21 protein-coding genes and 1 riboswitch are annotated in these 26,968 nt (G+C 67.7%); of the genes, 9 read left to right on the top strand and 12 right to left on the bottom strand.

The features are described from left to right. Positions 1-28 precede the first annotated feature (28 nt). The 4 genes from gndA (at position 29) to G6N57_RS20155 (ending at position 5,641) form a co-directional block, all read left to right on the top strand. The gene (gene gndA / locus G6N57_RS20170; protein ID WP_077740876.1) at positions 29-1,483 is read left to right on the top strand and encodes an NADP-dependent phosphogluconate dehydrogenase; all 1,455 of its coding nucleotides are present in this window, start codon (positions 29-31) and stop codon (positions 1,481-1,483) included. Positions 1,484-1,508: 25 nt separating this feature from the next. Further along, positions 1,509-2,945 carry a GuaB1 family IMP dehydrogenase-related protein gene (locus tag G6N57_RS20165; RefSeq protein ID WP_077740877.1) on the top strand — a complete coding sequence of 479 codons (1,437 nt, stop codon included), beginning with the start codon at positions 1,509-1,511 and terminating at the stop codon, positions 2,943-2,945. Between the two features lie 238 nt (positions 2,946-3,183). Beyond that, positions 3,184-4,551, top strand: coding sequence for a hemolysin family protein (locus tag G6N57_RS20160; protein WP_077740878.1), 1,368 nt, complete (start codon positions 3,184-3,186; stop codon positions 4,549-4,551). Continuing rightward, entirely contained in the window at positions 4,544-5,641 is a 1,098-nt protein-coding gene (locus G6N57_RS20155; protein WP_077740879.1) for a hemolysin family protein, read from the top strand. The genes G6N57_RS20160 and G6N57_RS20155 overlap by 8 nt, the downstream gene beginning before the upstream one ends. Positions 5,642-5,650: 9 nt before the next feature. Here the strand turns inward: G6N57_RS20155 and G6N57_RS20150 are convergent, their stop codons facing one another. Further along, entirely contained in the window at positions 5,651-6,268 is a 618-nt protein-coding gene (locus tag G6N57_RS20150) for a TetR/AcrR family transcriptional regulator (RefSeq protein ID WP_077740880.1), read from the bottom strand. 137 nt (positions 6,269-6,405) lie between these two features. On the opposite strand from G6N57_RS20150, the gene G6N57_RS20145 reads away from it, so the two are divergent. The 4 genes from G6N57_RS20145 to G6N57_RS20130 all read left to right on the top strand — a co-directional run bounded on the left by G6N57_RS20145 (position 6,406) and on the right by G6N57_RS20130 (position 13,078). Continuing rightward, positions 6,406-7,479 (top strand): zinc-binding dehydrogenase, encoded by a 1,074-nt coding sequence (locus G6N57_RS20145; RefSeq protein WP_077740881.1) that lies wholly within the window; start codon positions 6,406-6,408, stop codon positions 7,477-7,479. Between the two features lie 63 nt (positions 7,480-7,542). Beyond that, a complete protein-coding gene (locus G6N57_RS20140) occupies positions 7,543-8,469 on the top strand; it encodes a 3-methyladenine DNA glycosylase (protein ID WP_109552023.1) in 927 nt (308 codons plus the stop codon). Positions 8,470-8,547: 78 nt separating this feature from the next. Next, the gene (locus tag G6N57_RS20135) at positions 8,548-10,746 is read left to right on the top strand and encodes a malate synthase G (protein ID WP_077740882.1); all 2,199 of its coding nucleotides are present in this window, start codon (positions 8,548-8,550) and stop codon (positions 10,744-10,746) included. 55 nt (positions 10,747-10,801) lie between these two features. After that, positions 10,802-13,078 (top strand): substrate-binding domain-containing protein, encoded by a 2,277-nt coding sequence (locus G6N57_RS20130; RefSeq protein ID WP_077740883.1) that lies wholly within the window; start codon positions 10,802-10,804, stop codon positions 13,076-13,078. Positions 13,079-13,210: 132 nt separating this feature from the next. Here the strand turns inward: G6N57_RS20130 and gcvP are convergent, their stop codons facing one another. From gcvP to secA2, 11 genes are all read right to left on the bottom strand, one after another. Further along, positions 13,211-16,045 carry an aminomethyl-transferring glycine dehydrogenase gene (gene gcvP, locus G6N57_RS20125; RefSeq protein WP_077740884.1) on the bottom strand — a complete coding sequence of 945 codons (2,835 nt, stop codon included), beginning with the start codon at positions 16,043-16,045 and terminating at the stop codon, positions 13,211-13,213. A 153-nt stretch (positions 16,046-16,198) separates the two neighbouring features. After that, a riboswitch (glycine riboswitch) is annotated at positions 16,199-16,297 on the bottom strand. A gap of 116 nt (positions 16,298-16,413) precedes the next feature. Then, on the bottom strand, positions 16,414-17,034 hold the full coding sequence (locus G6N57_RS20120) for a MerR family transcriptional regulator (RefSeq protein WP_065457355.1): 621 nt from the start codon (positions 17,032-17,034) through the stop codon (positions 16,414-16,416). A gap of 255 nt (positions 17,035-17,289) precedes the next feature. Continuing rightward, on the bottom strand, positions 17,290-17,784 hold the full coding sequence (locus G6N57_RS20115) for a bifunctional nuclease family protein (protein ID WP_019346056.1): 495 nt from the start codon (positions 17,782-17,784) through the stop codon (positions 17,290-17,292). Between the two features lie 95 nt (positions 17,785-17,879). Next, positions 17,880-18,620, bottom strand: coding sequence for a transcriptional regulator FtsR (ftsR, locus tag G6N57_RS20110; protein WP_077740885.1), 741 nt, complete (start codon positions 18,618-18,620; stop codon positions 17,880-17,882). A 3-nt stretch (positions 18,621-18,623) separates the two neighbouring features. Next, positions 18,624-19,103 carry a glycogen accumulation regulator GarA gene (gene garA / locus G6N57_RS20105; RefSeq protein WP_036449747.1) on the bottom strand — a complete coding sequence of 160 codons (480 nt, stop codon included), beginning with the start codon at positions 19,101-19,103 and terminating at the stop codon, positions 18,624-18,626. 189 nt (positions 19,104-19,292) lie between these two features. Then, positions 19,293-19,688: a glycine cleavage system protein GcvH gene (gene gcvH / locus G6N57_RS20100; RefSeq protein ID WP_036449745.1), complete on the bottom strand. Its 396-nt coding sequence runs from the start codon at positions 19,686-19,688 to the stop codon at positions 19,293-19,295. Positions 19,689-19,733: 45 nt separating this feature from the next. Then, positions 19,734-20,486: a DUF881 domain-containing protein gene (locus G6N57_RS20095; RefSeq protein WP_077741957.1), complete on the bottom strand. Its 753-nt coding sequence runs from the start codon at positions 20,484-20,486 to the stop codon at positions 19,734-19,736. Positions 20,487-20,649: 163 nt separating this feature from the next. After that, positions 20,650-20,982, bottom strand: a complete 333-nt coding sequence (locus G6N57_RS20090) for a small basic family protein (protein WP_036449743.1) — start codon at positions 20,980-20,982, stop codon at positions 20,650-20,652. A gap of 28 nt (positions 20,983-21,010) precedes the next feature. Beyond that, complete coding sequence (locus tag G6N57_RS20085) at positions 21,011-21,910, bottom strand: DUF881 domain-containing protein (RefSeq protein ID WP_077740886.1); 900 nt, start codon at positions 21,908-21,910, stop codon at positions 21,011-21,013. Next, positions 21,907-22,536 (bottom strand): CDP-alcohol phosphatidyltransferase family protein, encoded by a 630-nt coding sequence (locus G6N57_RS20080; RefSeq protein ID WP_077740887.1) that lies wholly within the window; start codon positions 22,534-22,536, stop codon positions 21,907-21,909. Before G6N57_RS20080 ends, G6N57_RS20085 begins: the two co-directional genes overlap by 4 nt. A gap of 9 nt (positions 22,537-22,545) precedes the next feature. After that, on the bottom strand, positions 22,546-24,903 hold the full coding sequence (gene secA2 / locus G6N57_RS20075; RefSeq protein ID WP_077740888.1) for an accessory Sec system translocase SecA2: 2,358 nt from the start codon (positions 24,901-24,903) through the stop codon (positions 22,546-22,548). Positions 24,904-25,012: 109 nt separating this feature from the next. Between secA2 and G6N57_RS20070 the strand changes: the two genes are divergently transcribed. Continuing rightward, positions 25,013-26,944, top strand: coding sequence for an ABC transporter ATP-binding protein/permease (locus tag G6N57_RS20070; protein ID WP_077740889.1), 1,932 nt, complete (start codon positions 25,013-25,015; stop codon positions 26,942-26,944). The last annotated feature ends 24 nt before the right edge of the window (positions 26,945-26,968 follow it).

Genomic DNA, 26,968 nt, shown 5'->3' with positions numbered 1-26,968 from the left:
ACACAACAAAACAACGAAAGGCTGCTGCATGAGCAAGACCAGCACTTCCGGTACGGCACAGATCGGAGTCACCGGCCTGGCCGTGATGGGCTCCAACCTCGCACGTAACTTCGCCCACCACGGCTATACCGTTGCGCTGCACAACCGGTCGATCGCCAAAACCGATGCGCTGCTGGCCGAGCACGGCTCCGAGGGCAAGTTCGTGCGCAGCGAGACGATCGAGGAATTCCTCGACGCCCTGGAGAAGCCACGCCGGGTCATCATCATGGTCAAGGCGGGCGACCCGACCGATGCCGTGATCAACGAGCTGGCGGACGCCATGGAGCCCGGCGACATCATCATCGACGGCGGCAACGCCCTCTACACCGACACCATCCGCCGGGAGAAGGCGATCCGCGAGCGCGGCCTGCACTTCGTCGGCGCGGGCATCTCCGGCGGGGAGGAAGGCGCGCTCAACGGGCCGTCGATCATGCCCGGCGGCCCCGCCGAGTCCTACAAGTCCCTCGGCCCGCTGCTCGAGGAGATCTCGGCTCACGTCGACGGGGTGCCGTGCTGCACCCACATCGGCCCGGACGGTGCCGGACACTTCGTGAAGATGGTGCACAACGGCATCGAGTACTCGGACATGCAGCTCATCGGCGAGGCCTACCAACTACTGCGCGACGCGCTGGGCCTGACCGCCCCCGAGATCGCCGACGTGTTCGCCGAGTGGAACAAGGGCGAGCTGGACAGCTACCTGGTGGAGATCACCGCCGAGGTGCTGCGCCAGGTGGACGCCAAGACCGGCAAGCCGCTGGTCGACGTCATCGTGGACGAGGCCGAGCAGAAGGGCACCGGCCGCTGGACGGTCAAATCCGCGCTCGACCTGGGCGTGCCGGTCACCGGTATCGCCGAGGCCGTGTTCGCGCGCGCCCTGTCGGGTTCGGTCCCCCAGCGCAAGGCCACGACCGGCCTGGCCTCCGGCGATCTCGGCGCAAAGCCCAGTGACGCAGAGCAATTCACCGAGGACGTGCGCCAGGCGCTGTACGCGTCCAAGATCATTGCCTACGCCCAGGGCTTCAACCAGATCCAGGCCGGCAGCGCCGAATACGACTGGAACCTCACCCCGGGTGACCTGGCCACCATCTGGCGCGGCGGCTGCATCATCCGCGCCAAGTTCCTCAACCGGATCAAGGAGGCGTTCGACGCCGATCCGGACCTGGCCACGCTGATCGCCGCGCCGTACTTCCGCAGTGCGGTCGAATCGGCCATCGACAGCTGGCGCCGCGTGGTCGTGACGGCCACGGAGCTGGGCATCCCGATTCCCGGCTTCTCGTCGTCGCTGTCCTACTACGACGCGCTGCGCACCGAGCGGCTGCCCGCCGCACTGACCCAGGGCCTGCGTGATTTCTTCGGCGCGCACACCTACGGGCGCACCGACGCCGAGCCCGGCCAGAAGTTCCACACGCTGTGGAGCGGAGACCGCAGCGAAGTTCCCGCCTGAGTAGGCTCAGTTGGGTGAGGTTCCAGTGAGATTCCTGAACGGACACATCCCCCCGTACGACCTGACTTACAACGACGTCTTCGTCGTCCCGGGGCGGTCGGACGTGGCATCGCGGTTCGACGTCGATCTGTCCACCGCCGACGGTTCCGGCACCACCATCCCGGTGGTGGTGGCGAACATGACGGCGGTGGCGGGCCGGCGCATGGCCGAGACCATCGCCCGGCGCGGCGGCATCGTGGTGTTGCCGCAGGACCTGCCGAGCAGCGTGGTCGCCGATACCGTGCAGTTCGTCAAGAGCCGCGACCTGGTGGTGGACACGCCGGTCACCCTCGGCCCTGAGGACTCGGTGTCCGACGCCGCGGCATTGCTGCACAAGCGTGCGCACGGCGCCGCGGTGGTGGTGTTCGAGGGTCGGCCGATCGGACTGGTCACCGAGGCGAGCTGCGCGGGGGTGGACCGGTTCGCCCGGATCCGCGAGGTGGCGGTGACGGACTTCGTCACCGCGCCGGTGGGAACCGACCCGCGAAAGGTGTTCGACCTCCTCGAGCACGCGCCGATCGATCTGGCGGTGCTCACCACGGCGGACGGCTCCCTGGCCGGCGTGCTGACCCGCACCGCCGCAGTGCGGGCCGGCATCTACACCCCGGCCGTCGACTCCGCCGGGCGGCTGCGTATCGCCGCCGCCGTCGGAATCAACGGTGACGTCGGCGCGAAGGCCCGCGCCCTGGCCGAGGCCGGGGTCGACCTGCTGGTCATCGACACCGCCCACGGTCATCAGGTCAAGATGCTCGACGCCATCAAGTCGGTGGCCGCCCTGGACCTCGGCCTGCCGCTGGCGGCGGGCAACGTGGTCTCGGCCGAGGGCACCCGCGACCTCATTCAGGCAGGCGCCTCGATCGTCAAGGTCGGCGTGGGCCCCGGGGCGATGTGCACCACCAGGATGATGACCGGCGTGGGTCGGCCACAGTTCTCCGCGGTCGTCGAATGTGCTGCTGCGGCAAAGGAACTCGGTGCCCACGTGTGGGCCGACGGCGGAGTCCGGCACCCGCGTGACGTGGCACTGGCGCTGGCCGCCGGGGCGTCGAACGTGATGATCGGCTCCTGGTTCGCCGGAACCTACGAGTCCCCCGGCGATCTGCTGCACGACCGGGATGAGCGCCCGTACAAGGAGAGCTACGGCATGGCCTCCAAGCGCGCGGTGGCCGCCCGTACCGCCGGGGACAGCCAGTTCGACCGGGCCCGCAAGGCCCTGTTCGAGGAGGGCATCTCGTCCTCGCGGATGAGCCTGGACCCGGGCCGGGGCGGGGTCGAGGATCTGCTCGACCACATCACCTCCGGGGTGCGCAGCACCTGCACCTATGTCGGCGCCACCAACCTCGCGGAGCTGCACGAGAAGGTGGTCCTGGGCGTGCAGTCGGCCGCCGGTTTCGCCGAAGGGCATCCGCTACCGACCGGCTGGTAATCCGGCGAGTCGCGATACTATTGGGGTTCCTGGATACCGCGCGGACGGTGGCGCATCGCCCATTCGTCCGCTCGGTCAGATCGAACGAAAGGGTTCACGTGCCGCAGGCACCCACCGAGGCCTCCGGTTCTGAACCGGCCTTCGGGGTGGAACAGCAGTCACTTCTCAGCGCGGAAGCTGACGACCCCTCTCCTAGTCGGCCGGGCCCCGGGCCCGGCGCAGCACTGATGAGCATCTGATGGGCAGCTCAACCGACGTGATCATGTCGTTGCTGTCGATCCTGGCGATCGTCCTGCTCACCTTCGGCACCGCGGTTTTCGTGGCCGCCGAGTTCTCTCTGACCGCACTGGAGCGCAGCACGGTCGAGGCCAACGCCCGCACCGGCGACCGCCGCGACCAACTGGTCCGCCGCGCCCACCGCACGCTGTCCTTTCAGCTCTCCGGAGCCCAGGTCGGCATCTCGATCACCACGCTGGCCACCGGTTATCTCGCCGAACCCGTCGTCGGCGAGTTGATCCGCCCCGGCCTCGACGCGCTCGGGATCCCCGCCAGATTCGCCGGTGGACTTTCCCTGTTCCTGGCGGTGCTCATCGCGACATCGCTGTCGATGGTGTTCGGCGAGCTGGTCCCCAAGAACCTGGCGGTCGCCCGCCCGGTCCCGACAGCCCGGGCGGCCGCGCCGTTCCAACTGCTGTTCTCGATGTTGTTCACCCCGGTCATCCGGCTGACCAACGGCACCGCGAACTGGATCCTGCGGCGCCTGGGCATCGAACCGGCAGAGGAACTGCGGTCGGCACGCTCGGCCCAGGAATTGGCATCACTGGTGCGCAACTCCGCCCGCAGCGGGTCGCTCGACCCGTCCACCGCGTTGCTGGTGCACCGCTCACTGCAGTTCGGCGAGCGCTCCGCCGAGGAACTGATGACCCCGCGCTCCAAGATCGAGGTCCTCGACGCGGGCGATTCCGTCGCCGACCTGATGAACGCCGCGATCCGCACCGGCTACTCCCGGTTCCCGATCGTCGAGGGCGACCTCGACGAGACCATCGGCGTCGTCCACATCAAGCAGGTGTTCACGATTCCACGCGAAGACCGGGACAAGACCCGGCTGGCCGCCCTGGCGCTGCCGGTGGCCACCGTGCCGTCCACCCTCGACGGCGACGCCGTGATGACTCAGATCCGCGCCAACGGATTGCAGACCGCGCTCGTCGTCGACGAATACGGCGGCACCGCGGGCATGGTGACGGTCGAGGATCTGATCGAGGAGATCGTCGGCGACGTGCGTGACGAGCACGACGACGCCACTCCCGACGTGGTGCCGGCCGGAGAAGGGTGGCAGGTGTCCGGGCTGCTTCGTATCGACGAGGTGGCGGCGAGCACCGGATTCCGGGCGCTGGAAGGCGAATACGAGACCATCGGCGGGCTGGTCCTGCAGGAACTCGGACACATACCGGAGACCGGCGAGTCCGTGGAGCTCACCGCGTTCGATCCCGACGGAGATCCCGACAAGCCGACGCACTGGCTGGCCACCGTGGTGCGGATGGACGGCCGCCGGATCGACCTGCTCGAGCTGACCAGCCTCGGCCACCGGGAGAACAGCGATGGGTGACATTCTCGGTGTGCTGTTGACCGTGCTGCTGCTGGCGGCCAACGCGTTCTTCGTGGCCGCGGAATTCGCGCTGATCTCGGCCCGCCGGGATCGGCTGCAGGCCTTGGCCGAACAGGGTAAACGCAGCGCCGTCACCGTCATTCGGGCCGGCGAGCACCTGTCACTGATGCTGGCAGGCTCTCAGCTGGGCATCACGATCTGCTCGATCCTGCTGGGCCGGGTCGGTGAACCGGCCGTCGCACACCTGCTGGAGAAACCGTTCGCGTTGGTCGGGGTGTCCGATGCCGTGCTGCACACGGTCTCGTTCTTCGTCGCGCTGGCCATCGTGGTGATCCTGCATGTGCTGCTCGGTGAGATGGTCCCGAAGAACATCGCCATCGCGGGTCCCGAGACCGCGGCGATGCTGCTGATCCCGCCGTACCTGGTCTACATCCGGGCGGCCCGGCCGTTCATCGCGTTCTACAACTGGTGCGCCAACGTCACTCTCCGGGCATTCCGCGTCGAGCCGAAGGACGAACTGGAATCGGCCGTGTCGACCGTCGAACTGTCCGAGATGATCGCCGAATCGGTGTCGGAGGGACTGCTCGACACCGAGGAGCACGGTCGGTTGACCCGGGCGCTGCAGACCCGCAGCCGCACGGTCAACGACGTGGCGATGCCGCTGAACGAGATTCATGCGATCCGGGTCGCCGCACCGGGCTCGGGGCCGACGGTGGGCGACGTGGAGCGGGCGCTCACCGAAACCGGGTACTCGCGGTTCCCGGTGGCCGATGCCTTCGGGGAGTTCATCGGATACCTACACATCAAAGATGTGCTGCCCCAGATCAACGATCCCGATGCGGTGCTCGATGTGTCGATGGTGCGACCGCTGCCCCGGATCCCGGCCTCGACACCGCTGCCCGACGCGCTGTCGCGGATGCGGCGGAGCAACAGTCACCTCGCGCTGGTCGTCGATGAGCGCTCGCGCGAAGAGCATGCGCGCGAAGAGCATGATCAAGGCCCGGACGACACCGTCATCGCGATGGTGGCGCTGGAGGACCTGGTCGAGGACCTGGTCGGCACAGTGCGCGACGGTACCCACCGCATCTGAGCCGCAGGCCTATCCCCCGGGTCGAGCGAGCAACCCACGCAGGATCAGGTCGGCCAGATCGGTCGACGCACGCTCGACGGCCTGATCCGAGTCGTCGATGCCCCGGACACACACGGCGTACATCGCGGCGCCGCCGATCGCATCCATGACGGTGTCGATATCGACCTGCCGACGGGCCTGCCCCTGTGAGGCGGCGTCGTTCACGAGGGACGCCAGCTGGGTGCGCGCGGCAGCGTCGAGGCGCTCCGTCATGAGCCTGCGGATGTCGGAGTCGGCCCGCAGGTCGGTCAACAGGCCCGGGATCGATTCCCGCACAGCGGGATCGCGGAACAGCAGGTACGCACCGCGACACAGCCGGGTGATCTCGGTGGCTACGTCGTCGCTCGGTGCGGCCGGGTCCAGATCCGGGAAGACGGCTTCATGGACGAGCAGCGCCTTGGACTTCCACCTGCGGTAGATGGTCGGGCGGCTGACTCCGGCCGTGCCGGCGATCAGGTCGATGGACGTCGCCGCGTAGCCACGCTGCACCAGCAACCGGCGCGTGGCGCTCAATACGGCCTCGTCGATCGACGGGTCGGGCCGTGACCCCTGCCGCCGGTGGCGCGTGCCGGCCGAACGCGACTCCACGCTGTCTCCTCACATCGCCGGGCCGATCAGCCGAAGTTTGGCACAACGATGGCCGCCTACCGGAACTCACCATTGCCATGGTGTCACATTTGTTGTTACATCGTGTAATGACAAATGCGCCATGGAGGTTTTGACCAGTGAATAATGTTGCAGCCAAGCCGATTTCGGCCGAAGCGTGGGTGGCCACCGCCCTCGGTGACCCGGCGAAGGTCCTCGAACGCCAAACCGTCGAGGTCCGCGCGCCCGGACCCGGTGAAGTCCGGGTCGCGGTGCGCGCCTTCTGCCTGAACTTCAACGACATCGACGTCATCCAGGGCCGATACACCACCATGCCCCTGCAGCCGCCGTTCATTCCCGGCATGGAAGCCGTCGGCGTGGTGGAGAGCGCCGGGCTCGGCGCCGAGCACCTGGTGGGCCGGCGCATCGTCGGTATCCCGTCGATGGCCTTCGGCGGATACGCGTCGTACGCCATCGTCGACGCGGCAACCGCCCTGGAACTGCCCGCCTGGATCAGTGACGCCGACGGCGCCGCGCTGCACTACCCCTTCCACCTCGGCTGGTTCGCGCTGTACGAGCGGGGCCGGCTCAAGCCCGGCGAGACGCTGCTGGTGCACGCGGCCGCCGGTGGGACCGGATCGGGTGCGCTGATACTCGGCAAGGCGCTCGGTGCCCGCGTGATCGCCACCGCAGGCAGCGACGAGAAGGTCGAATTCTGCAAGCAGCTCGGCGCCGACCACGCCATCAACTACCGCAACGGCGACTGGGTGGAGCAGGTCATGGACCTCACCTACGGCCGCGGGGTCGACGTCGCCTTCGACGCGGTCGGCGGCAGCGTGACCACCGACACCTTCCGCTGCATGGGCCTGCACGGCCGCCACCTGATGGCCGGGTTCGCCGAGGACATCGCGCTGGAGGACGGCGACTACCTCTCGCCGCGTCCCATCGCGTACGGCAACTTCGACGTCTGCGGGGTCTGCCTGGTCTATGTCACCGACCCGCTCGCGGTCCGTCGCACTCTCGGTTTCAACTGGCCCGCACGGTCCGAAGGCCTGGACGCCCACGTCAAGCTGCTCGAAATGCTGCGCACCGGAGCCATCCGGACGGTCATCGGTGCCGAGGTGGCGTGGTCGGACCTGCCGGCCCAACTGGAGCGCATGCAGGCCCGGCAGACCACGGGCCGACTGGTGGTCACCACCGGCGCGCACGACTGAGCCCGCATCTCCCCAGGTAGGCTCGAGCCGAACGGCGGCAGCGGGCCACCTGGTGGAGGAGACATGGAAGGACGCGCTGGATCCGGCGCGGCTGGACTGACCCTTCCGGGTGTCGCCGAAACCGAGGAGGTCTTGGCGGCCCCGGACTGGGCGGCCCGGGCGGAATCACACCGGCGACGCGCCGACGACTTCCTCACACCGCACCTGCGCCGCCAACACGCCGGTGAGCCCCATCCGGTGTGGGATTTCCTGTTCACCTACTACAGCCTCCGGCCCCGACAGCTACGTCGATGGCATCCCGGGTACGGGGTGGTGCTCACCGGCGAGGGCGCCGACGAGTACCTGCGACGCACCGGCTACGGACCCCACCCGCACGGTGTCGCGGTCGGTGACGACTACCTGCGCTCACGCGCCGAGACGGTCCGATTCGTCGCGCGGCTGATGCGTGCGACCGCGATGCGAACACCCCGGATGAACTGCTTCGGACTCCATGAATGGGCCATGGTCTACCGGGCTCCCCAGCTACGCCACGACCAGGTTCCACTGCGCCTCGGCGCCACCGGAACCGACGCCGTCGTCGAGTCGATGCCGTTGCGGTGCACCCACTTCGACGCCTTCCGCTTCTTCACCGACGACGCCGTGCCCCGCAACGACCGGCAACTGAGCCGGGAGCAGCAGATCGACACCGAGCAGCCCGGTTGCATCCATGCCGCCATGGACACCTACAAGTGGGCCTACAAACTCGGGCCGCTGGTGCCGTCGGAGTTGGTGATGGACGCGCTCGATCTGGCGGCCGACGCGCGGGCGGTCGATATGTGTGCCAGCCCATACGACTTGACGCAGTATGGTTTCGAGCCGATCGCCATCGAAACACCGGCCGGGCGTGCCGAATACGTCAGGGCCCAACAGCGCATCGCCGAGCGGGCGGCTCCGTTGCGGGTCACTCTGGCAAACCGGTGTGAGCTGTTGCTCAGCAGGCTGGACGGCTGAAAGGCCGACGTTACCAATGGGTAAGCTGGATAAACGGCAGGCATCGCACGGTGCCTGGAGCCGAGGGAGGAAACGCGCATGACCAATCGCGTGACTGTCGGAAACCTGCGTGTCGCGCAGGTGCTGCACGACTTCATCACGAAAGAGGCACTGCCGGGCACCGGCGTCGACCCGGACAGCTTCTGGTCCGGCGTGGACAAGGTCGTCGCTGACCTCACCCCGAAGAACCAGGAACTCCTGGCCCGTCGCGACGATCTGCAGGCGCAGATCGACAAGTGGCACCGCTCGCACGTGCTGGAGCCCGTCGATCCCGAGGCCTACAAGCAGTTCCTCACCGATATCGGCTACCTGCTGCCCGAGCCCGCCGACTTCACCATCACCACCTCCGGCGTGGACGACGAGATCACCTCGACGGCCGGTCCGCAGCTCGTGGTGCCGATCCTCAACGCCCGCTTCGCGCTCAACGCCGCCAACGCGCGCTGGGGTTCGCTGTACGACGCGCTGTATGGCACGGACGTGATCAGCGAAGAGGACGGCGCCGAGAAGGGCAAGGGTTACAACCAGGTGCGCGGCGACAAGGTCATCGCCTACGCCCGCAACTTCCTGGACGAGGCCGTGCCGCTGGCCGCGGGCACCTGGGCCGAGGCCAAGGGTCTCAAGATCGACGACGGCCAGCTGCTGGTCACCTACGGCGATGACCTGTCGAGTGGCCTGGCCACGCCCGAGCAGTTCGTCGGCTACACCGGTGAGCTGGGCCAGCCGCAGTGGTCGGTCCTGCTCAAGAACCACGGCCTGCACATCGAGATCCTCGTCGACCCCGACTCCCCGATCGGCTCCACCGACGCCGCGGGCATCAAGGATGTCGTGCTGGAGTCCGCGATCACCACGATCATGGACTTCGAGGACTCCGTGGCCGCCGTCGACGCCGACGACAAGGTGCTCGGCTACCGCAACTGGCTGGGCCTGAACAAGGGCGATCTGGCCGAAGAGGTCAGCAAGGGCGGCAAGACCTTCACCCGCGTGCTCAACCCCGACCGCACCTTCACCACCCCGGACGGCGAGGGTGAGCTGACCCTGCCCGGCCGCAGCCTGCTGTTCGTGCGCAACGTCGGGCACCTGATGACCAACGACGCGATCGTCGACGCCGAAGGTAACGAGATCCCCGAGGGCATCCAGGACGCGCTGTTCACCGGCCTGATCGCCATGCACGGGCTGAAGTCGACCGACGAGAACGGTGAGCTGACCAACAGCCGCACCGGGTCGGTGTACATCGTCAAGCCCAAGATGCACGGCCCCGACGAGGTGGCCTTCGCCTGCGAACTGTTCGGCCGCGTCGAGGACGTGCTCGGCCTGCCGGGCGGGACCCTCAAGGTCGGCATCATGGACGAGGAGCGCCGCACCACGGTCAACCTGAAGGCCTGCATCAAGGCCGCGGCCGACCGCGTGGTGTTCATCAACACCGGCTTCCTGGATCGCACGGGCGACGAGATCCACACCTCGATGGAGGCCGGCCCGATGATCCGCAAGGGCGCCATGAAGAGCCAGCCCTGGATCAAGGCCTACGAGGACAACAACGTCGACGTCGGCCTGGCCACCGGTCTGGCAGGCAAGGCGCAGATCGGCAAGGGCATGTGGGCCATGACCGATCTGATGGCCGACATGGTCGAGCAGAAGATCGGCCAGCCGAAGGCCGGCGCCACCACCGCGTGGGTGCCGTCGCCGACCGCTGCCACCCTGCACGCGATGCACTACCACCAGGTGGACGTCGAGGCGGTGCAGAAGGAACTGGCCGGCAAGAAGCGCAGCACCATCGAAGAGCTGCTGACCATCCCGCTGGCGGACTCCTCACTGACGTGGTCGCCCGAGGAGATCCACGAAGAGGTGGACAACAACTGCCAGTCGATCCTGGGCTACGTGGTCCGCTGGATCGACGCCGGCGTCGGCTGCTCGAAGGTGCCCGACATCCACAATGTGGCGCTGATGGAAGACCGCGCCACCCTGCGGATCTCGAGCCAGCTGCTGGCGAACTGGCTGCGCCACGGCATCATCACCGAGGAGGACGTCAAGGCCAGCCTGCGCCGGATGGCCGCGGTCGTCGACGAGCAGAACGCCGGGGATCCCGACTACCTGGCGATGGCCCCCAACCCGGATGACAGCATCGCGTTCGGCGCGGCGCAGGAGTTGATCCTGTCCGGGGCGGCGCAGCCCAACGGCTACACCGAGCCGATCCTGCACCGACGCCGCCGCGAGTTCAAAGCGAGCATCGCCGGGAAGTGATTAGACTTCGGCGGGTCCGGATGACTAGTCGGCGCGAGACATACAGGGGTTAGGAATGGGCAGGCACAGCATTCCCGACCCTGAGGATGCCCCGGACGAGCCGCACGTCGGCGAGTCCGGGTATTCCGACGACTACGAGCCTCCCCGCCGCGAGCAGTCACGGCGCGCCGGCGACGATTTCGACGCGCCCGGGCATCAGGCCGATCGCGGGTACCGGGACGCGCCCGGGTACCGACCCGAGCCCGACTATCGGGACGACCGGGGCTACCGGGCCGAGCCTGATTACCGTGCGCCCCAGTACGCCGACGGCGACGACGACTACGAGTCGGACTATCGCGATTCCGAGTACGCCGACTACGACGAAGCGGACTACGTCGAGGACGACGGTTACGACGACGAGTACATCGACGGTTACCGCGGCAAGTATGCCGACGACGCCGATGGCTACGAGCCGGAGTACGACACCCAGTACTCCGACGAGTACGGCGCCGACGATTACGCCGACGATCAGCCGACCGCGCAGTTCGGTGCGGTTTCCGAGCCGCCACCGCCGTCCACCCCGACGAGCCGACAGCGCGGCGACTGGGACGGCGGTGAGTGGACCGGCAGCCATCGCGCCGTCGAGTCCGGGCGCCGCGGGGTCAGTGTCGGCGTGATCGTCGCCCTGGTCACCGTGGTGGCCGTGGTCGGCGCGATGATCCTGTGGAAGTTCTTCGGTGACGTCCTCGCCGGCCGCAGCGACGCCGCGGCCGCGCGCTGCGTGGACGGCGAGCTCGGGGTCGCGGTGATCGCCGACCCGACCATCTCTACGCACATCGAGGGACTGGCCAACAAATACAACGAGTCGGTCAGCCCGGTGGGTGACCGCTGCGTGAAGGTACGGGTGCAGTCCGCCGAATCCGACCGGGTGGTGGGCGGTTTCGCCAACGCCTGGCCGAGCGAGCTCGGCGACCGCCCGGCACTGTGGATTCCGGCCAGCGGCATCGCCGAGGCCCGGCTGGAGGCGACCGCGGGCGCCAAGACCGTCAGCGACAGCCGTTCCCTGGTCACCACACCGGTTCTGCTCGCGGTCCGTCCGCAACTCAAAGACGTGCTGGCACAACAGACCTGGGCCACCCTGCCGCAATTGCAGAGCAGCCCGGCCGCGATGAACGCGCTCAAGCTACCTGGTTGGGGCACCCTCAAACTCGCCCTGCCGACCCACAGCAACGGCGATGCGGCCTCGCTGGCCGCCGAGGCCGTCGCCTCGGCCTCCGCCCCGTCCGGCGCGCCGGCGACTTCAGGCATGAGCGCTGCCAACAGCCTGTTGCGTGGGCAGCCCAAGCTCGATGACGCCGAGCTGGGAACCGCTCTCGATGCGCTGCTGAACGCCTCCGATCCGGCCACCGCGCCGGTGCATGCGGTGGCCACCACCGAACAGCAGATCTTCCAGCGGGGTACCTCGCTGGACGACGCCAAGTCGTCCCTGGCCGGCTGGGTGCCGCCCGGTCCGACCGCGATGGCCGATTACCCGACGGTCCTGCTGGCCGGCGACTGGCTGGAGAAGGAACAGGTCACCGCGGCCAGCGAATTCGCCCGCTATCTGCGCAAGCCCGAACAGCTCGCCGAGCTCGCCAAAGCCGGGTTCCGGGCCGAGGGGACGACACCGCCGTCCAGCGATGTCACCAACTTCAGCCAACTGGCCGCGCCGTTGTCGGTGGGCGACAACGCCATGCGCGTGACGCTGGCGAACGCCACGTCCGCACCGACGGGCAGCCCCGCGGTGACCATCATGCTCGACCAGTCGATGCCGACCGAGGAAGGCGGCAAGTCCCGATTGGCCAACGTGGTGGCCGCGCTCAACAGCCGGCTCAAGGCGCTGCCGGACACTGCCGCGGTCGGTCTGTGGACCTTCGACGGCACCGAGGGCCGCTCAGAGGTCTCGACCGGGCCGTTGGCCGAGCCGGTGACCGGTCAGCGTCGTTCCGATGCACTGACCTCGACGTTGGACGAACAGACCGCTTCGGGAGGCGGTGCGGTGTCGTTCACCACGCTGCGGATGCTCTACAACGAGGCGTTGTCGAAATATCGTGAAGGCCAGACCAATTCGATCCTGGTCATCACGACCGGCCCACACACCGATCAGAGCCTCGACGGGGCCGGGCTGCAGGAGTTCATCCGCGGCGCATTCGATCCCGCCCGGCCGATCGCGGTCAACGTGATCGATTTCGGCAGCGGCTCGGACCGCAGCACCTGGGAAGGCGTCGCCCAAGCGAGTAGCGGCACGTACCAGCATGTCTCGAGCTCGACCTCGCCCGAACTGACCACCGCCGTCAACACCATGCTGGGCTGACACGCCTCAGCGCTACGCCGTGGCGCCCTGACGCGCCGCTTTTCTACCCCAGGGTCGCTCGCACCGAGCGAGCACAGCCCTGGGGTAGAAACGGCGGACGCACCAGGTGAACCGCCGCGGCCGTTCGGCGCGTTACGCGAACGCCTCGACCGGCGGGCAGGAGCACACCAGATTCCGGTCGCCGTATGCACCGTCGATGCGACGCACTGGCGGCCAGACCTTGGGCCGGTATCCCTTGCCCAGCGGGTAGGCGGCCTCTTCACGGGTGTACGGGTGATCCCAGTCGGCGACCAGGAGGCACTCGGCCGTGTGGGGCGCGTGGCGCAAGGGGTTGTCCTCGACAGGCCAGACACCGGCTCCGACCTTGTCGATCTCGGCGCGGATCGCGATCATCGCGTCGCAGAACGCGTCGACCTCGGCCAGGCTCTCGCTCTCGGTCGGCTCGACCATCAACGTGCCTGCCACCGGGAAGCTCATGGTCGGTGCGTGAAAACCGTAGTCCGCCAGTCGCTTCGCCACGTCGTCCACGGTCACGCCGGTGTCCTTGGTGATCCCGCGCAGGTCGAGGATGCACTCGTGGGCGACCATGCCGTTCTCGCCGGTGTAGAGCACCGGGTAGTACTCGTCGAGCCGGCGGGCCACGTAGTTGGCTGATGCGATCGCGGTCAGAGTCGCCGCACGCAGGCCCTCGGCACCCATCATCCGGATGTAGGCCCAGGTGATCGGCAGGATCGACGCCGACCCGTACGGCGCGGCCGAGACCGTGTGCTCGTCGGGAAGTTCGTCGGCCAGCGGATGGCCCGGCAGGAACGGCGCCAGGTGCGCGCGCACCGCGACCGGCCCCACACCGGGGCCGCCGCCGCCGTGCGGGATGCAGAACGTCTTGTGCAGGTTCAGGTGGCTGACGTCACCGCCGAACCGGCCCGGCCGGGCCAGCCCGACCAGCGCGTTGAGGTTCGCGCCGTCCACGTAGACCTGTCCGCCCACATCGTGCACCGCCGCGCAGATGTCGGCGACGTCATGCTCGTACACGCCATGCGTCGACGGATAGGTGATCATCAGCGCGGCAATGCGATCCGCGTGCTCGGCGATCTTTGCGCGCAGGTCGTCGAGGTCGACGTCACCGTTCTCGCGGCAGGCCACCACCACGACCCGCATGCCTGCCAGCGCCGCCGAGGCCGCGTTGGTGCCATGGGCGCTCGACGGGATCAGGCAGAGGTCGCGGTCGGTGTCACCGCGCGACACGTGGTAGGCCTTGATCGCCAGCAGCCCGGCGTACTCACCTTGCGAACCGGCGTTGGGCTGCAACGAGATCTGATCGTAGCCGGTGATTCCGGTGAGCCAGTCCTGCAGATCGGCGATCAGCTTGCGCAGCCCCGGGTTGTCGGAGGCCGGCGCGAACGGGTGCTGACGGCCGAACTCGGGCCAGGTGATCGGCTCCATCTCGGCGGCCGCGTTGAGCTTCATCGTGCACGAGCCCAGCGGAATCATGCTGCGGTCCAAGGCGATGTCCTTGTCCGCCAGCGCCCGCAGGTAGCGCATCATCTCGGTCTCGGTGCGGTAGGAGTTGAACGCCGGGTGCGTCAGGAATTCCGAGGAGCGCGTCTCGATCTGATCGACGTCGGCGTGCGCGGCCGCGGAAACCCCGAACGCGGCCAGGACCGCGGCCACATGCGCGTCGGTGGTGGCCTCGTCGCAGGACACCGACACGTGATCGGCGTCGACGCGCCACAGGTTGATCCCGTTGGCCTTGGCGGCGGCGATCACGTCGTCGGCCCGGCCGGGAACCCGGGCCAGCACGGTGTCGAAGTACTTGTCGTGCACCAGCGCATCGCCGAGTGCACCCGCGATGGCCGCGGCATGGCCGTGCACGCGCCGCGCGATCGCGGTCAGTCCCTGTGCGCCGTGGTAGCTGGCATACATCGCGGCCATCACCGCCAGCAACACCTGCGCGGTGCAGATGTTGCTGGTCGCCTTGTCCCGGCGGATGTGCTGCTCGCGGGTCTGCAGTGCCAGGCGATACGCCGGGGCACCATCGGCATCGACGGAGACACCGACCAACCGGCCCGGCAGCTGCCGGGCGTGCTTGGCGTGCACGGCGAGATAGCCGGCGTGCGGGCCGCCGAATCCCATTGGTACGCCGAATCGTTGGCTGGTCCCGAAGGCCACGTCGGCCCCGATCTCCCCCGGCGGGGTGATCACGGTCAGCGCCAGCAGATCGGCACCGACGGCGACGAGCGCACCACGCTCGTGGGCTGCGCTGATCAGGCCCGCCCAATCATCGACACGACCGCTCGCACCGGGCAGCTGCACGATGACACCGAAGAACTCACCGTCCGGCAGCCCGTCCCGCAGATCAGCGGTGACGATCTCGATGCCGAGCGGCTCCGCGCGGGTCGCCAGCACCGCGGCAGTCTGGGCGTACACATCGGTGTCGACCAGCAGCCGGTTGGTCTTGGACTTGGTCGCGCGGTGCATCAGCGTCATGGCCTCGGCCGCCGCGGTGCCCTCGTCGAGCATCGAGGCGTTGGCCACCTCGAGTCCGGTCAGATCCGACACCATGGTCTGGAAGTTCAGCAGCGCCTCGAGGCGGCCCTGGCTGATCTCGGGCTGGTACGGCGTGTATGCCGTGTACCAGGCGGGGTTCTCAAGAATGTTGCGCCGCAGCACGGCGGGGGTGAACGTGTCGAAGTAGCCCTGACCGATCATCGAGACCGCGGTCGTGTTGGAGTCGGCCAGCGCACGCAGCTCGGCCAGCGACTCCTCCTCGGTGGCCGGGGCGGGCAGGCCGGCGAGACCCGGAGCGATCCCGTCGGCGCCCAGCGCGTCGAGAATGCCTGCCGGCAGTGCCTTGGCCGCGAGTTCGTCGAGTGATGCCACGCCGATCACCTCGAGCATGGTGGCCACGGCGGCGGCGTCCGGGCCGATATGACGATCGGCGAAACGCGATTGATGCTGGTCGGACACGACACTCTCCTGAGGCGCAGACGTGCTCAGACGTCGTAGCAGTCCCTCTCCCTCTGTCGTCGACCCGGTCCGGGCGCCTGAGAGATTCAGCCCCGGAACAGGACTTTTCCCCATGGGCGGGTACCCAGCGGGTACCACTTTCCAGAGGCATCGGGGCCTGGCGCGGTCCTGGGTGCCTGAGAGGTTGACGGAGAGGTATTGCTCCTTCGGCGTCCGTGGCTGGCTGTCACGAAACTCTCCCGCACGAGGGCGATGCGCCGCTCATTCTACCGGGCTTCTACCGGCAACCCCGCATTCCCGGGGACACACAGCCAAGTACCCCACATCGCCGGATGCGGGGTACCTACGTGTCCGTTCGGGAAGGGGAATCAGCCGATCTTGCGGTCGCGGCTTTTGCGCCGCGACGCCAGCTCATCCTCGGGTGATGCGATGGACTCGCCGCCGTCGGCCCGCTCGCCCGGGAAGTCGGCGATGGTGCCGGTCAGCTCGCGCATGGCGCCGGATACCGCGATGCCGAAAACGCCCTGACCGCCCTGCAGCAGGTCGACGACCTCCTCGGCCGAGGTGCATTCGTAGACCGTGGTGCCGTCCGAGAACAGGGTGATGTTGGCCAGATCCTGCACGCCGCGCTGACGCAGGTGGTCGACCGCGACGCGGATGTTGTGCAGCGAGATGCCGGTGTCCAGCAGGCGCTTGACGATCTTGAGGACCAGGACGTCCTTGAACGAGTAGAGGCGCTGGCTGCCCGATCCGGCCGCGCCCCGGATGGAGGGAACCACCAGGGAGGTGCGGGCCCAGTAATCGAGCTGCCGGTAGGTGATACCGGCGATCTGGCATGCGCTGGGACCGCGGTAACCGACCAGTTCATCGGGCACCGAATCGTCAGGGAACAGGCCACCCTGGACGGGTTCGCCAGTCGGCCTGACGGGCGGCTCCGCACCGCTCCGCGTGGTCAGATCCAGCTCTTCCTGCCGTGGCGTGTCACCCACTGTGAATCCTCTCGCCGATCGAACTCGCCCGCACCGTACTGCTATGTCCTGCAGTGCGGCGTTCTCTGCCGCGACGGTTTGCTGCGAGCTCGAATGTGTCGAGCATACGCTCCCCGCCGGGCCCTGATTGCCCGCTGCGAAGAAAGTATGGCGCCCGAAATCGCGCCCGATTGTCTCCCGCGCCGCGTGTCGACACCGGTATACCCACTTGAGACGTACCCGTGATCTGCGACTGAGCAGCGGCGCGCGCGACGATCATGTCGCCTTGAAGTCGTCCGGCGACACGCTGTCCAGGAACTCCTTGAACTTCTCCACTTCGTCCTCACGGACGGTGCCCGCGGCCTCTTCGTCGTTCTCGTCGGGGATGAGCAGACCGGCCTCGGCCAGCACCGCTTCCTCCACATAGATCGGGACACCGACGCGCAGCGCGATGGCCACCGAGTCCGACGGCCTGGCCGAGACCTTGATGTCGCGGTCGAAGATCAGGTCGGCGTAGAACGTGCCTTCCTGCAGGTCGACGATCCGGACCTCCTTGAGCGAATGGCCAAGGGCGGCAATGACATCTCGGATCAGGTCGTGAGTGAGGGGCCGGGTGGGTTCGACACCCTGCTGTTCCAGTGCGATCGCGGCGGCCTCCGACTGCCCGATCCAGATCGGCAGGTAACGGTCACCGTTGGATTCCCGCAAAAGCAACACGGGTTGGTTCTGCGGTTGTTCCACCCGAATGCCGACCACGCGAACCTCAGCCATCTGTGCCTGCCCTCCGCACCGCCGTGCCATCTCGTCGAATCTTCGTCCGTCGCACCGTCCGCTAGACGAACTGGCCGTCAAAACGAGTCTAGTCCTCAGCGATCCAGAACGTCGCGTACGGCGGACTTGATGAGAGACGTGTGCAGCGTGATCGCCAAAGCGGCCACTTCACGGGCCAGATCGTCGGCGCGGTCGCGGGCTCCGGCCTTGCCCGCCTTGCCCACCGGGCCTGCGATCTGGGCGATCAGATCTGATTGCCGGTCGGCCGCGGAGCGGAACGCCCGGAGGTGCCTCGGCTCGACACCGTAGTCACCCAGGGCCCGCGCGCACTGGGCGATCACCACGGAATGTTCATCGAAAAACCCGGCGGGCCCGGCGGTGATGATGCCGTTGCGCACCAGCGCCCCCAGCGTCTCGTCGTCGATACCCGACCGGGCCAACAGGTCTTCACGGGACAGCCGGACCTGGGTCGGCGCCACCGCCGAAACGCCGGCGGCAGCGCCGTCCCCGCCCTCTGACACCGGCACGAGACGCGGCACCCCGTACGTGGAGCCCGCCTGCGGCAACTCCCCGTCGGGCTGCGCGTCCAGCTGCGCCTTGATCACCTTCAGCGGCAGGTACTGGTCCCGCTGTGCGGTCAGGATGAACCGCAGCCGCGCACAGTCGTACGCCGTGAACCGCCGGTACCCCGATGCGGTCCGCTGCGGCGTCACCAGCCCCTCGGCCTCGAGGAACCGGATCTTCGAGATGCTTACGTCCGGAAAGTCGCCCCGGAGCAGGTCGAGCACTGCACCGATCGACATCCCGGCCAGTGCAGGTCTGTCGGGGGCAGTCATCGGCTAGCTGGTCTGGCCGCTGTCGTCGTCAGACCGGGGGCCCGTGAGGAACACCAGGCGGAACTTCCCGATCTGCACTTCGTCGCCGTTCGCGAGGACGGCCGAATCGACCGGCTCGCGATTCACGTACGTTCCGTTGAGGCTGCCGACGTCGACAACCTGGAACTCTCCGCTCTCCAACCGGAACTCGGCATGGCGACGGCTCACCGTCACATCATCGAGGAAAATGTCGCTGTCCGGGTGGCGCCCCGCCGAGGTCGTCGGCTGATCGAGCAGAAAACGCGATCCCGCATTCGGTCCGCGCTTGACGACGAGCAATGCCGAGCCCGCGGGCAGGCCCTCGACACCGGAAACGGCGCCTTCGGTACCGGCCGTTGCGGGCGCATCCAGTTCGTTCAGAAAATCCGCACGGAAAACCGATGTGGTCTCCACCGTCACGTCTTCCGACTGGTCGGCCCCCAAATTGCTGTCCTTGTCCGTCACCCGCTGCTCCTCACTGGCTGCTGTGGCGTTGCCCGGCGTGGCCCCAGCCCATCGTCGGTCTCACGTCGACCGTACCGCGCATCAGGCATCATTGGGTCCACCACCGCCGGATCCGATGGGGAAGATATCTGCGCGCCGGGTACGGCCCAACCGGTCTTGGCGACCGGCCCTCGAAACCCTAACAATTCCTTACTCGGTCACGGCGGCGCGGTAGCCGTCCGCGTCGAGCAAACCGGCCAGGGCGTCCTCCAGCGTGCCCTCCTCGAGCCGCAGATCGACCAGCCAGCCTTCGCCGTAGGGGTCGGAGTTGACCAGCTGCGGGCTGCCGTCCAGATCACCATTGACCGCAACGACTTTCGCCGCCACCGGGGCGTACAGGTCCGACACCGACTTGGTGGACTCGACCTCGCCGAACGCGTCACCGGCGGCCAGCTGGGCCCCGACGTCGGGCAGTTGGACGAACACCACATCGCCGAGTGCGGACTGCGCGTAATCGGTGATGCCGACGCGCACCGTGTCATCACCGGTACGCAATACCCACTCGTGTTCCGAGGTGTAGTACAGGTCGGCAGGGATCTCGCTCACGGCGCTCCTTAGTTCGTGGAGTTGGTTGCTTTGCTCATTTGAAGCTCACTTGACGGGCTGAGCGTATTGGCGTGGTTTCGGTTGCCGCAAGGCGGTGACGTCGACGCGCTCGGCCTGTTGTACCACCATCGTGCCGCCGACGCGCTTCACACTGTCCATTGCCCCGCCGGGAATGTTCATCGCGGCCGCCAATGTCGGCGGATCCCCTATCGCCAGAACCGAATACGGCGGCCGCAGGGTCGCGTCGTCGACCTTGAGTTCCCCAGGCGGGCCGATGATCCAGGTGTCGAGGCCCACCCGCACAGCGGTTTGCTGATCGCCGCCGCGGATCTCGATGGCCTCGGCGCCTGCCGCACGCAGCTCGTTGATCACGTCGAGCATCGTCTCCGCGGGCACCCCGGGCGCGTTGTCCTCTATGGTGAGCGTCACTCCCGGACCGGTCGCGGCCACCGTGCCGATCTGGATGGACAGCGCCTCCAGCCGAGCCTGGGCGTTCTCGATCGCTGCCTGGTCGCTGCTGCCCGAGGCCTGCAGCTGCTGCAGGGTCCGTTGCAGATCGGCCACCTCGGTGTTGAGCGAGCCCTCACGTTGCTGCAGGGAGTCGAGCAGCACCAGCAGATCCGCAGGCCGCGCGGTCTCCAGCGAATCCCCTGACTCGTTCTGGCGAACCTGGGTGACGATCGCCATGCCGAGCAGAATGCACAGCAGCACCCCGAGGCCGCCGAACACGAGCTGAGTGCGGCTGCGGCGCACGATCCGCAGGTTCCGGAATCGGCGCGGCGAGACATCCGCGGGCATCTCGTGGCGCCCGTGGTGCTCGGCATGATGTTCGGGCTTGTCCTCGGCTGCGGCCTCAGGCCGAGCTTCCGGCGGGGCCTCGGGCCGGTCCGGCTCGGCGGTAGGTGCCGTCGCGTCCGGCTCGGCCGGTTCTTCCTGGGGATTGGACTCGGGTTCGTTCATGTCAGGCGCCGAACAACCTGCGCCGCAATGCGGCGGCATTGCCGAAGATCCGGATACCGAGCACCACGATGATCGCCGTCGACAACTGGGTCCCGACACCCAGCTGATCGCCGACATACACGATCAGCGCCGCCACCAAAACGTTGAACACGAACGACACCACGAACACCTTGGCGTCGAATATCCGCTCCAGATAGGCCCGCAACCCGCCGAAGACCGCATCCAGTGCGGCCACCACGGCGATCGGCAGGTACGGCTCGACGAAGTCGGGAACGCTCGGGTGGAACACCAATCCGAGCACGATTCCGACGACCAGTGCGACGATCCCGATCATCTAACGGTCAATCCTGTGCACGTCAGGCCTATCCAATCTGTTTGGCGAAGTTGACATCCCGTACCGACACCGCGGGCACGCTCAGACCGTCGCCCGAGCTCACGTTCACCCCGACCCCGTAGGAAGTCTCCAGCAACCGCAGTCGCTGCAGACCCGGAGTGCGATCGAAAGTATCGGCCATCCCCTTCGGCGGTCCGATGGCCACAATGACATACGGACTCGTGATCGGCTGGTTGTCGACCAGAATTCCGCCGCCGGCCTGGCGGATCGTGACACCGGCGCCGACCCGCACGCCGCCCACCGAAACCGCCTCTGCCCCACTGGCCCACAGCGAGTTCACCACCAGCTGCAGGTCCCGGTCGAGGATGATCTGCTGACCACCGGCGACCCGCTGCTTGGACACGTCGCTGAGATCCTTCGACAGCCCGGGATCGGTGACGGTGACGGTCAGCCCGGGGCCGATCATCGGAATGGCGGCGGCCTCGATGTTGGCGGTGTCCAGACTGCCGAGCAGGTGCTGGCCGTTCTCGTCCATTCCGAGCCTGCTGCGTCGTTCGGCGTCCAGCTGATCGACGAGGGCATCGCGCTCGGCACTGGCCTGGTCGGCACCGATCTGGGCCGCGCGAACCCGCCCGGCCAGGGTGTGCTGGGCTTCCCGCGCGGCCGGCGCCGCTGTCTGTGCCTGGCCTGCGGCGACGGCGAACACCGTGGCGATCACGCCCGCGCCCACCAGAAGCCATGCGATGTCGGTGACCCGCCGGCGTGGCCGGTCGCCGGACTCCCGGGCCGCGGCGGCCGCGGCATACCCGGGGTCCAGATGCTCCGAGAGCAACGACCGCAGCAGTGAGGGCAGCGGAATGCGCTTGGGGGCGTTGGCCTCATGGTGGTTGAGTCCGGCCCCGGACTCGAAGCCGCCCAGGGTGCTCATGATCGGGCTGGGAGTTGTCGCACCACCATCGTCACCTGGATCAGGTAGAGCACCGCCGACCACAGGTACAGCGCCACGCCCCACAGCAGGAAGGCCCATCCGCAGGCCAGGGCGACGCGGCTCCACGTCGCGTCCCACTGGCCGAGCAGCACCCACGGGAAGCCCGACATCAGCGCGAAGGTGGCGGCCTTGCCCAGGTATGTCACCGGCAGCGCGGTCAGTCCGCGGCTGCGCAGCAGCGGCAGGGTCGCCGCCAGCAGCAGATCGCGTCCCAGCAGGGTCAGCACCAGCCACCACGGCACCACGCCGTACAGCGCGAGGGCGACCGGGACGGTGACCATGTAGATGCGGTCGACGAGTGGGTCGAGCAGCGCGCCGAGCCGCGAGGACTGGTTGTCGACCAGGCGGGCGATCTTCCCGTCAGCCCAGTCGGAGAAGCCGCTGAACATCAGGACCGCGACAGCCCACCCGTTCGCGTGCGCACCGAACAGCAGCCAAAGGAACACCGGTACCAGTACCAGGCGCAGCACACTGAGCGCGTTGGGCACGGTCAATACCCGATCCGACGCGGGTGGGCCATCCCGACGCGTGGCGCTCCTGCCCTCGGGAGCAGGCGCATGGTCCATGGCTAAAACCTAGCGGAACACACCCGGCAGGCTCAGCGCCGACATGGTGTCGTCGTTGAGCGGATTGTCGTGGACCATGTACGTCCACGTCGAGGTCGGCCGCGCGAGCTTCGACAGGTCGATGCCGGGTTCGTCCTCGATCTCCTCGGCCGTGTCGAACGTCTGCTGGGCAGCCTCGATCGCATCGGCGGCCAGCGAGGCGAACGCGTCGACGGCCATCCGGTGGAATTCGTCGAGCGGATTCTGCCGGCCCAACGCGCGGAGGTGGATGCTCTCCCGGATGTCGGCGAGGAAGGCCAGGTGGTCACACCAGCCGCGGTCCAGGTGGTAGAGCATGATCAGCCGGCAGATCTTCTCCAGCTTCTCCTCGCCGTCCTCCCCCAGCTCCTCGGCCAGCTTGGCGTAGCGCTCGGGTGACCGCTCTTTGAGCTCCTGGCGTGCGGTGTCGGTGCGCAGCAGGGTTTCGCGACGATCCACGATGATGGCGCGCTGCTGCGCGATCAGCTGGTTGTAGCGCCATGTGTTGGCGTGCACGTCGAGCAGTCTGCCCTCGGCGACTCGCTGCGCGTGGTCGAGCAGACCCGCTGCCTTGGGCGCGGTGACGCGACCGTCCTCGTCGGTTTCGGTGGGCAGCTTGGTGTCGTCGAGGTGGGAGGCCACGACCTCGTCCTCCCAGCTGGAGAAGAACACCGTCGAGCCGGGATCGCCCTGACGCCCGGCGCGCCCGCGCAGCTGGTTGTCCAGTCGTTCGGTGTGGTGGCGGCCGGTACCGACGACGTGCAGCCCGCCGAGCTCGGCCACCTTCTCCTTGTCCTCGGAATCGTCGGCGGCGTCGGATCCGCCCAGCCGGATGTCGGTGCCGCGACCGGCCATCTGGGTGGACACGGTGACCGAGCCCAGCTTGCCGGCCTCGGCGATCACGGCCGCCTCTTCGGCATCGTTCTTGGCGTTGAGCACCACGGCGGGTACGCCCGCCTTGACCAGCCTGCGGTGCAGGTCTTCGGATTCGGCGACGTCGTGGGTGCCGACCAGCACCGGCTGACCGGTCGCGTGCACCTCGGCGATGTGTTCGACGATGGCGTGGTTCTTGGCCGCCTCGGTGAGGTACACCCGGTCGGTCTCGTCCTCGCGGATGTTGGGCTTGTTCGGCGGAATCGGTGACACGCCGAGCTTGTAGAACTGGCGCAGCTGCTCACCGGCGGCCAGCGCGGTGCCGGTCATGCCGCACACCGTCGGGTAGCGGTTGACCAGCGCCTGCACCGTGATGGTGTCGAGCACCTCACCGGTCTCGGTGGTCTCGATGCCTTCCTTGGCCTCGACGGCGGCCTGCAGGCCGTCCGGCCACCGCTGCAGCGATGCGATGCGTCCGCGAGACGCGTTGATCAGGTGGACCGCTCCGTCGCGGACGATGTAGTGCACGTCGCGCTGGAGCAGCACGTGGGCGTGCAGTGCGACGTTGACCTCGGTGAGCGTGGTGGCGACGTGCTCCTCGGAGTACAGGTCGATATTGCCGAGCCGGGCCTCGAGCTTGCGGGCCCCGGCCTCGGTGAGGTGCACGTTGCGGTTGTCGTCGTCGGTCGCGAAGTTCTCGTCGGAGTCGGTTCCGGTGATCAGGTCGCCGACCATCCGGATGATCTCGACGCGCGGCTGTTCGCGGTGGCTGGTGCCGGCCAGCACCAGCGGCACCAGGGCCTCGTCGACGAGCACCGAGTCCGCCTCGTCGATGAGCGCCACATCGGGATTCGGGGACACCAGGTCGGCGACGTCGGTGACCAGCTGATCGCGCAGCACGTCGAAGCCGATCTCGTTGACCGAGGCGTAGGTGATGTCGCACTCGTAGGCAACGCGGCGCTGCTCGGCGGTGGAGTCGGCGGTGATCCAGCCGACCGTGAGCCCCAGCGCCTCCAGCAGCGGGGTCATCCACTCGGCGTCACGACGCGCCAGGTAGTCGTTGATGGTGATGACATGCACGTGCCTGCCACCGATCGCGTAGCCGGCCGCCGCGATCGCGCCGGCCAGGGTCTTGCCCTCACCGGTGGCCATCTCGACGACGTCGCCGGCGAGCATGCGCAGCGCGGCGAGCAACTGCACGTCGAACGGTCGCAGGCCGGTGGTCCGCTCGGCGGCCTCCCGGGCCAGCGCCAGGAATTGCGGCATGTCCGCCGATGCCGCCAGGTCCTGCAGTTCGAGCAGCTTGGCGGCCTTGGTGAGCTGCTCGTCGTCGAGTTTGGCAGCCTTGTCCTCGAAGGCGGCTGCTCCCTTGACCTCTGAGAGCGAACGGGCCTGATTCCGCTCGGTACTGGCACCCAATAGCTTCCAGAACTTGCTGCTCACACGGCCCGGTTTGGCGCTGGACGTCTTCGGCACATGTTCACGGTACGCGGGCGCGCCGAGTGTCCCGGAAACCGGATCGGCGCAGCCACGCCTGGAGCCGTCCGACCGGGCTCATGCCAGCTGATGGGGGTACTTTGCCCGCATGGAGATGTTCACCCCGACACTGGACTGGGGCAACGAGCTCGGGACATCGCTGGTGTGGATCGCCAAGGGCTGGCTGATCGCGGCGGTGTGCACCCTGGTGATCCTGGTCCTGCTCGCCAGGTTCACCACCTGGGGCCGCCAGTACTGGCGGATCACCCGCGGATACTTCACCGGCCGGGACAGCGTGATCGTGTGGGCCTGGCTGGCCGCGCTGCTGCTCTCGGTGATCACCAGCGTGCGCCTGACCGTGCTGTTCAGCTATTACGGCAACGACCTGATGACCAGTTTCCAGGTCATCGCGGGCGGCATCTCCAGTGGCAACGAGGCCGTGAAGCAGTCGGGTAAAGACGGCTTCTGGATGTCGATGACCGTCTTCGCCATCCTGGCGACGCTCAACGTCGCGCGGATCATGCTCGACCTCTATATGACCCAGCGCTTCATGCTGCGGTGGCGCGCGTGGCTCACCGATCGGCTCACCGCCGACTGGCTGCACGGGAAGGCCTACTACCGGGCCCGCTTCATCGACGCCACGATCGACAACCCCGACCAGCGCATCCAGACCGACATCGATACGTTCACGGGCAGCACGGACTCCCTGCCGAACCGGCCGAACAACACCTCGACCGCGACCCTGTTGTTCGGGGCGATCAACGCGATCGCCTCGATGATTTCGTTCACCGCGATTCTGTGGAACCTCTCGGGCGAGATCACCTTGCCCTTCGTCGGCATCGAGCTGCCACGGGCGATCTTCTGGATCGGCATCATCTACGTGCTGTTCGCCACGGTGGTGGCGTTCTGGATCGGCCGGCCCATCATCACGCTGTCGTTCAACAACGAGAAGTTCAACGCTGCGTTCCGGTACGCCCTGGTGCGCCTGCGCGACGCGTCGGAAGCGGTGGCGTTCTACCGCGGCGAGATCGCCGAGCGCACCGGCCTGCGCCGTCTCTTCGAACCGGTCGTGACCAACTACAAGCACTACGTCAACCGGATGACGAAGTTCCTCGGCTGGAACCTGACGATCGACCAGGCCCAGGAACTCATCCCGTACGTCGTGCAGTTCCCTCGGTTCTACAGCGGCGAGATCACTCTCGGCGCGCTGTCGCAGACGGCGAGCGCGTTCCGCAGCCTGCTCGACGGCCTGTCGTTCTTCCGCGGCGCCTACGACAACTTCGCCGGTTACCGGGCCGCGATCATCCGTCTGTACGGCCTGGTCGTCTCGAACGAAGAGGCCCGGGAGCTGCCGGAGGTGACCACCACCCCGTGTGTGGACGGCACGGTGAAGCTCACCGACATCGAGGTCCGCACGCCCGACGGCAGGCAACTCATCAACCCGCTCGACCTGCACCTGCAGGTGGGTGACACGTTGGTGATCACCGGGCCGTCCGGCAGCGGCAAGACCACGCTGCTTCGCAGCCTCGCCGAACTGTGGCCGTTCACGTCGGGCACCCTGACCCGTCCGTGCGGGCCCAACGAGACCATGTTCCTCTCGCAGTTGCCGTATGTGCCGCTCGGTGACCTGCGCGCGGTGGTGACCTATCCGGGTGAGGAAGGCGTCGTCGACGACGAGACGCTCAAGCGGACCCTCGACGAGGTGGCCCTGGCGCATCTGGTCAACCGGCTCGACGAGGTCCAGGACTGGGCCAAGGTGTTGTCTCCCGGTGAGCAGCAACGGATTGCGTTCGCGCGGATCCTGCTCGTCAAGCCCAAGGTGGTGTTCCTCGACGAGTCGACCTCGGCTCTCGACGAAGGCCTGGAGTACATGCTGTACCAGCGGGTGCGCACCGAACTGCCGAACACCATCCTGGTCAGCGTCAGCCACCGCACCACGGTCGAGCAGCACCACACCCACGAACTCGAGCTGCTCGGTGACGGTGAATGGCGGCTCGGCCGGATCGAGGACGACGCGGCCGGCCTGGTCAAGCAACCCTGATCGGGCGGTAGTTCCCGGTAACTT

The organism is Mycolicibacterium boenickei, from assembly GCF_010731295.1.
In the GTDB taxonomy this organism is placed as follows: domain Bacteria; phylum Actinomycetota; class Actinomycetes; order Mycobacteriales; family Mycobacteriaceae; genus Mycobacterium; species Mycobacterium boenickei.
This window is presented reverse-complemented; position numbering and strand designations above follow the sequence as displayed.

What these genes read in the sequence shown, in the direction of transcription:
- gndA (WP_077740876.1), top strand. Translation starts at nt 29, where the DNA reads ATGAGCAAGACCAGCACTTCCGGTACGGCACAGATCGGAGTCACCGGC.
- G6N57_RS20160 (WP_077740878.1), top strand. Translation starts at nt 3,184, where the DNA reads ATGGGCAGCTCAACCGACGTGATCATGTCGTTGCTGTCGATCCTGGCG.
- G6N57_RS20155 (WP_077740879.1), top strand. Translation starts at nt 4,544, where the DNA reads ATGGGTGACATTCTCGGTGTGCTGTTGACCGTGCTGCTGCTGGCGGCC.
- G6N57_RS20140 (WP_109552023.1), top strand. Translation starts at nt 7,543, where the DNA reads ATGGAAGGACGCGCTGGATCCGGCGCGGCTGGACTGACCCTTCCGGGT.
- G6N57_RS20135 (WP_077740882.1), top strand. Translation starts at nt 8,548, where the DNA reads ATGACCAATCGCGTGACTGTCGGAAACCTGCGTGTCGCGCAGGTGCTG.
- G6N57_RS20130 (WP_077740883.1), top strand. Translation starts at nt 10,802, where the DNA reads ATGGGCAGGCACAGCATTCCCGACCCTGAGGATGCCCCGGACGAGCCG.
- G6N57_RS20115 (WP_019346056.1), bottom strand. Translation starts at nt 17,784, where the DNA reads ATGGCTGAGGTTCGCGTGGTCGGCATTCGGGTGGAACAACCGCAGAAC.
- ftsR (WP_077740885.1), bottom strand. Translation starts at nt 18,620, where the DNA reads ATGACTGCCCCCGACAGACCTGCACTGGCCGGGATGTCGATCGGTGCA.
- G6N57_RS20095 (WP_077741957.1), bottom strand. Translation starts at nt 20,486, where the DNA reads ATGCCCGCGGATGTCTCGCCGCGCCGATTCCGGAACCTGCGGATCGTG.
- G6N57_RS20090 (WP_036449743.1), bottom strand. Translation starts at nt 20,982, where the DNA reads ATGATCGGGATCGTCGCACTGGTCGTCGGAATCGTGCTCGGATTGGTG.
- G6N57_RS20085 (WP_077740886.1), bottom strand. Translation starts at nt 21,910, where the DNA reads ATGAGCACCCTGGGCGGCTTCGAGTCCGGGGCCGGACTCAACCACCAT.
- G6N57_RS20080 (WP_077740887.1), bottom strand. Translation starts at nt 22,536, where the DNA reads ATGGACCATGCGCCTGCTCCCGAGGGCAGGAGCGCCACGCGTCGGGAT.
- G6N57_RS20070 (WP_077740889.1), top strand. Translation starts at nt 25,013, where the DNA reads ATGGAGATGTTCACCCCGACACTGGACTGGGGCAACGAGCTCGGGACA.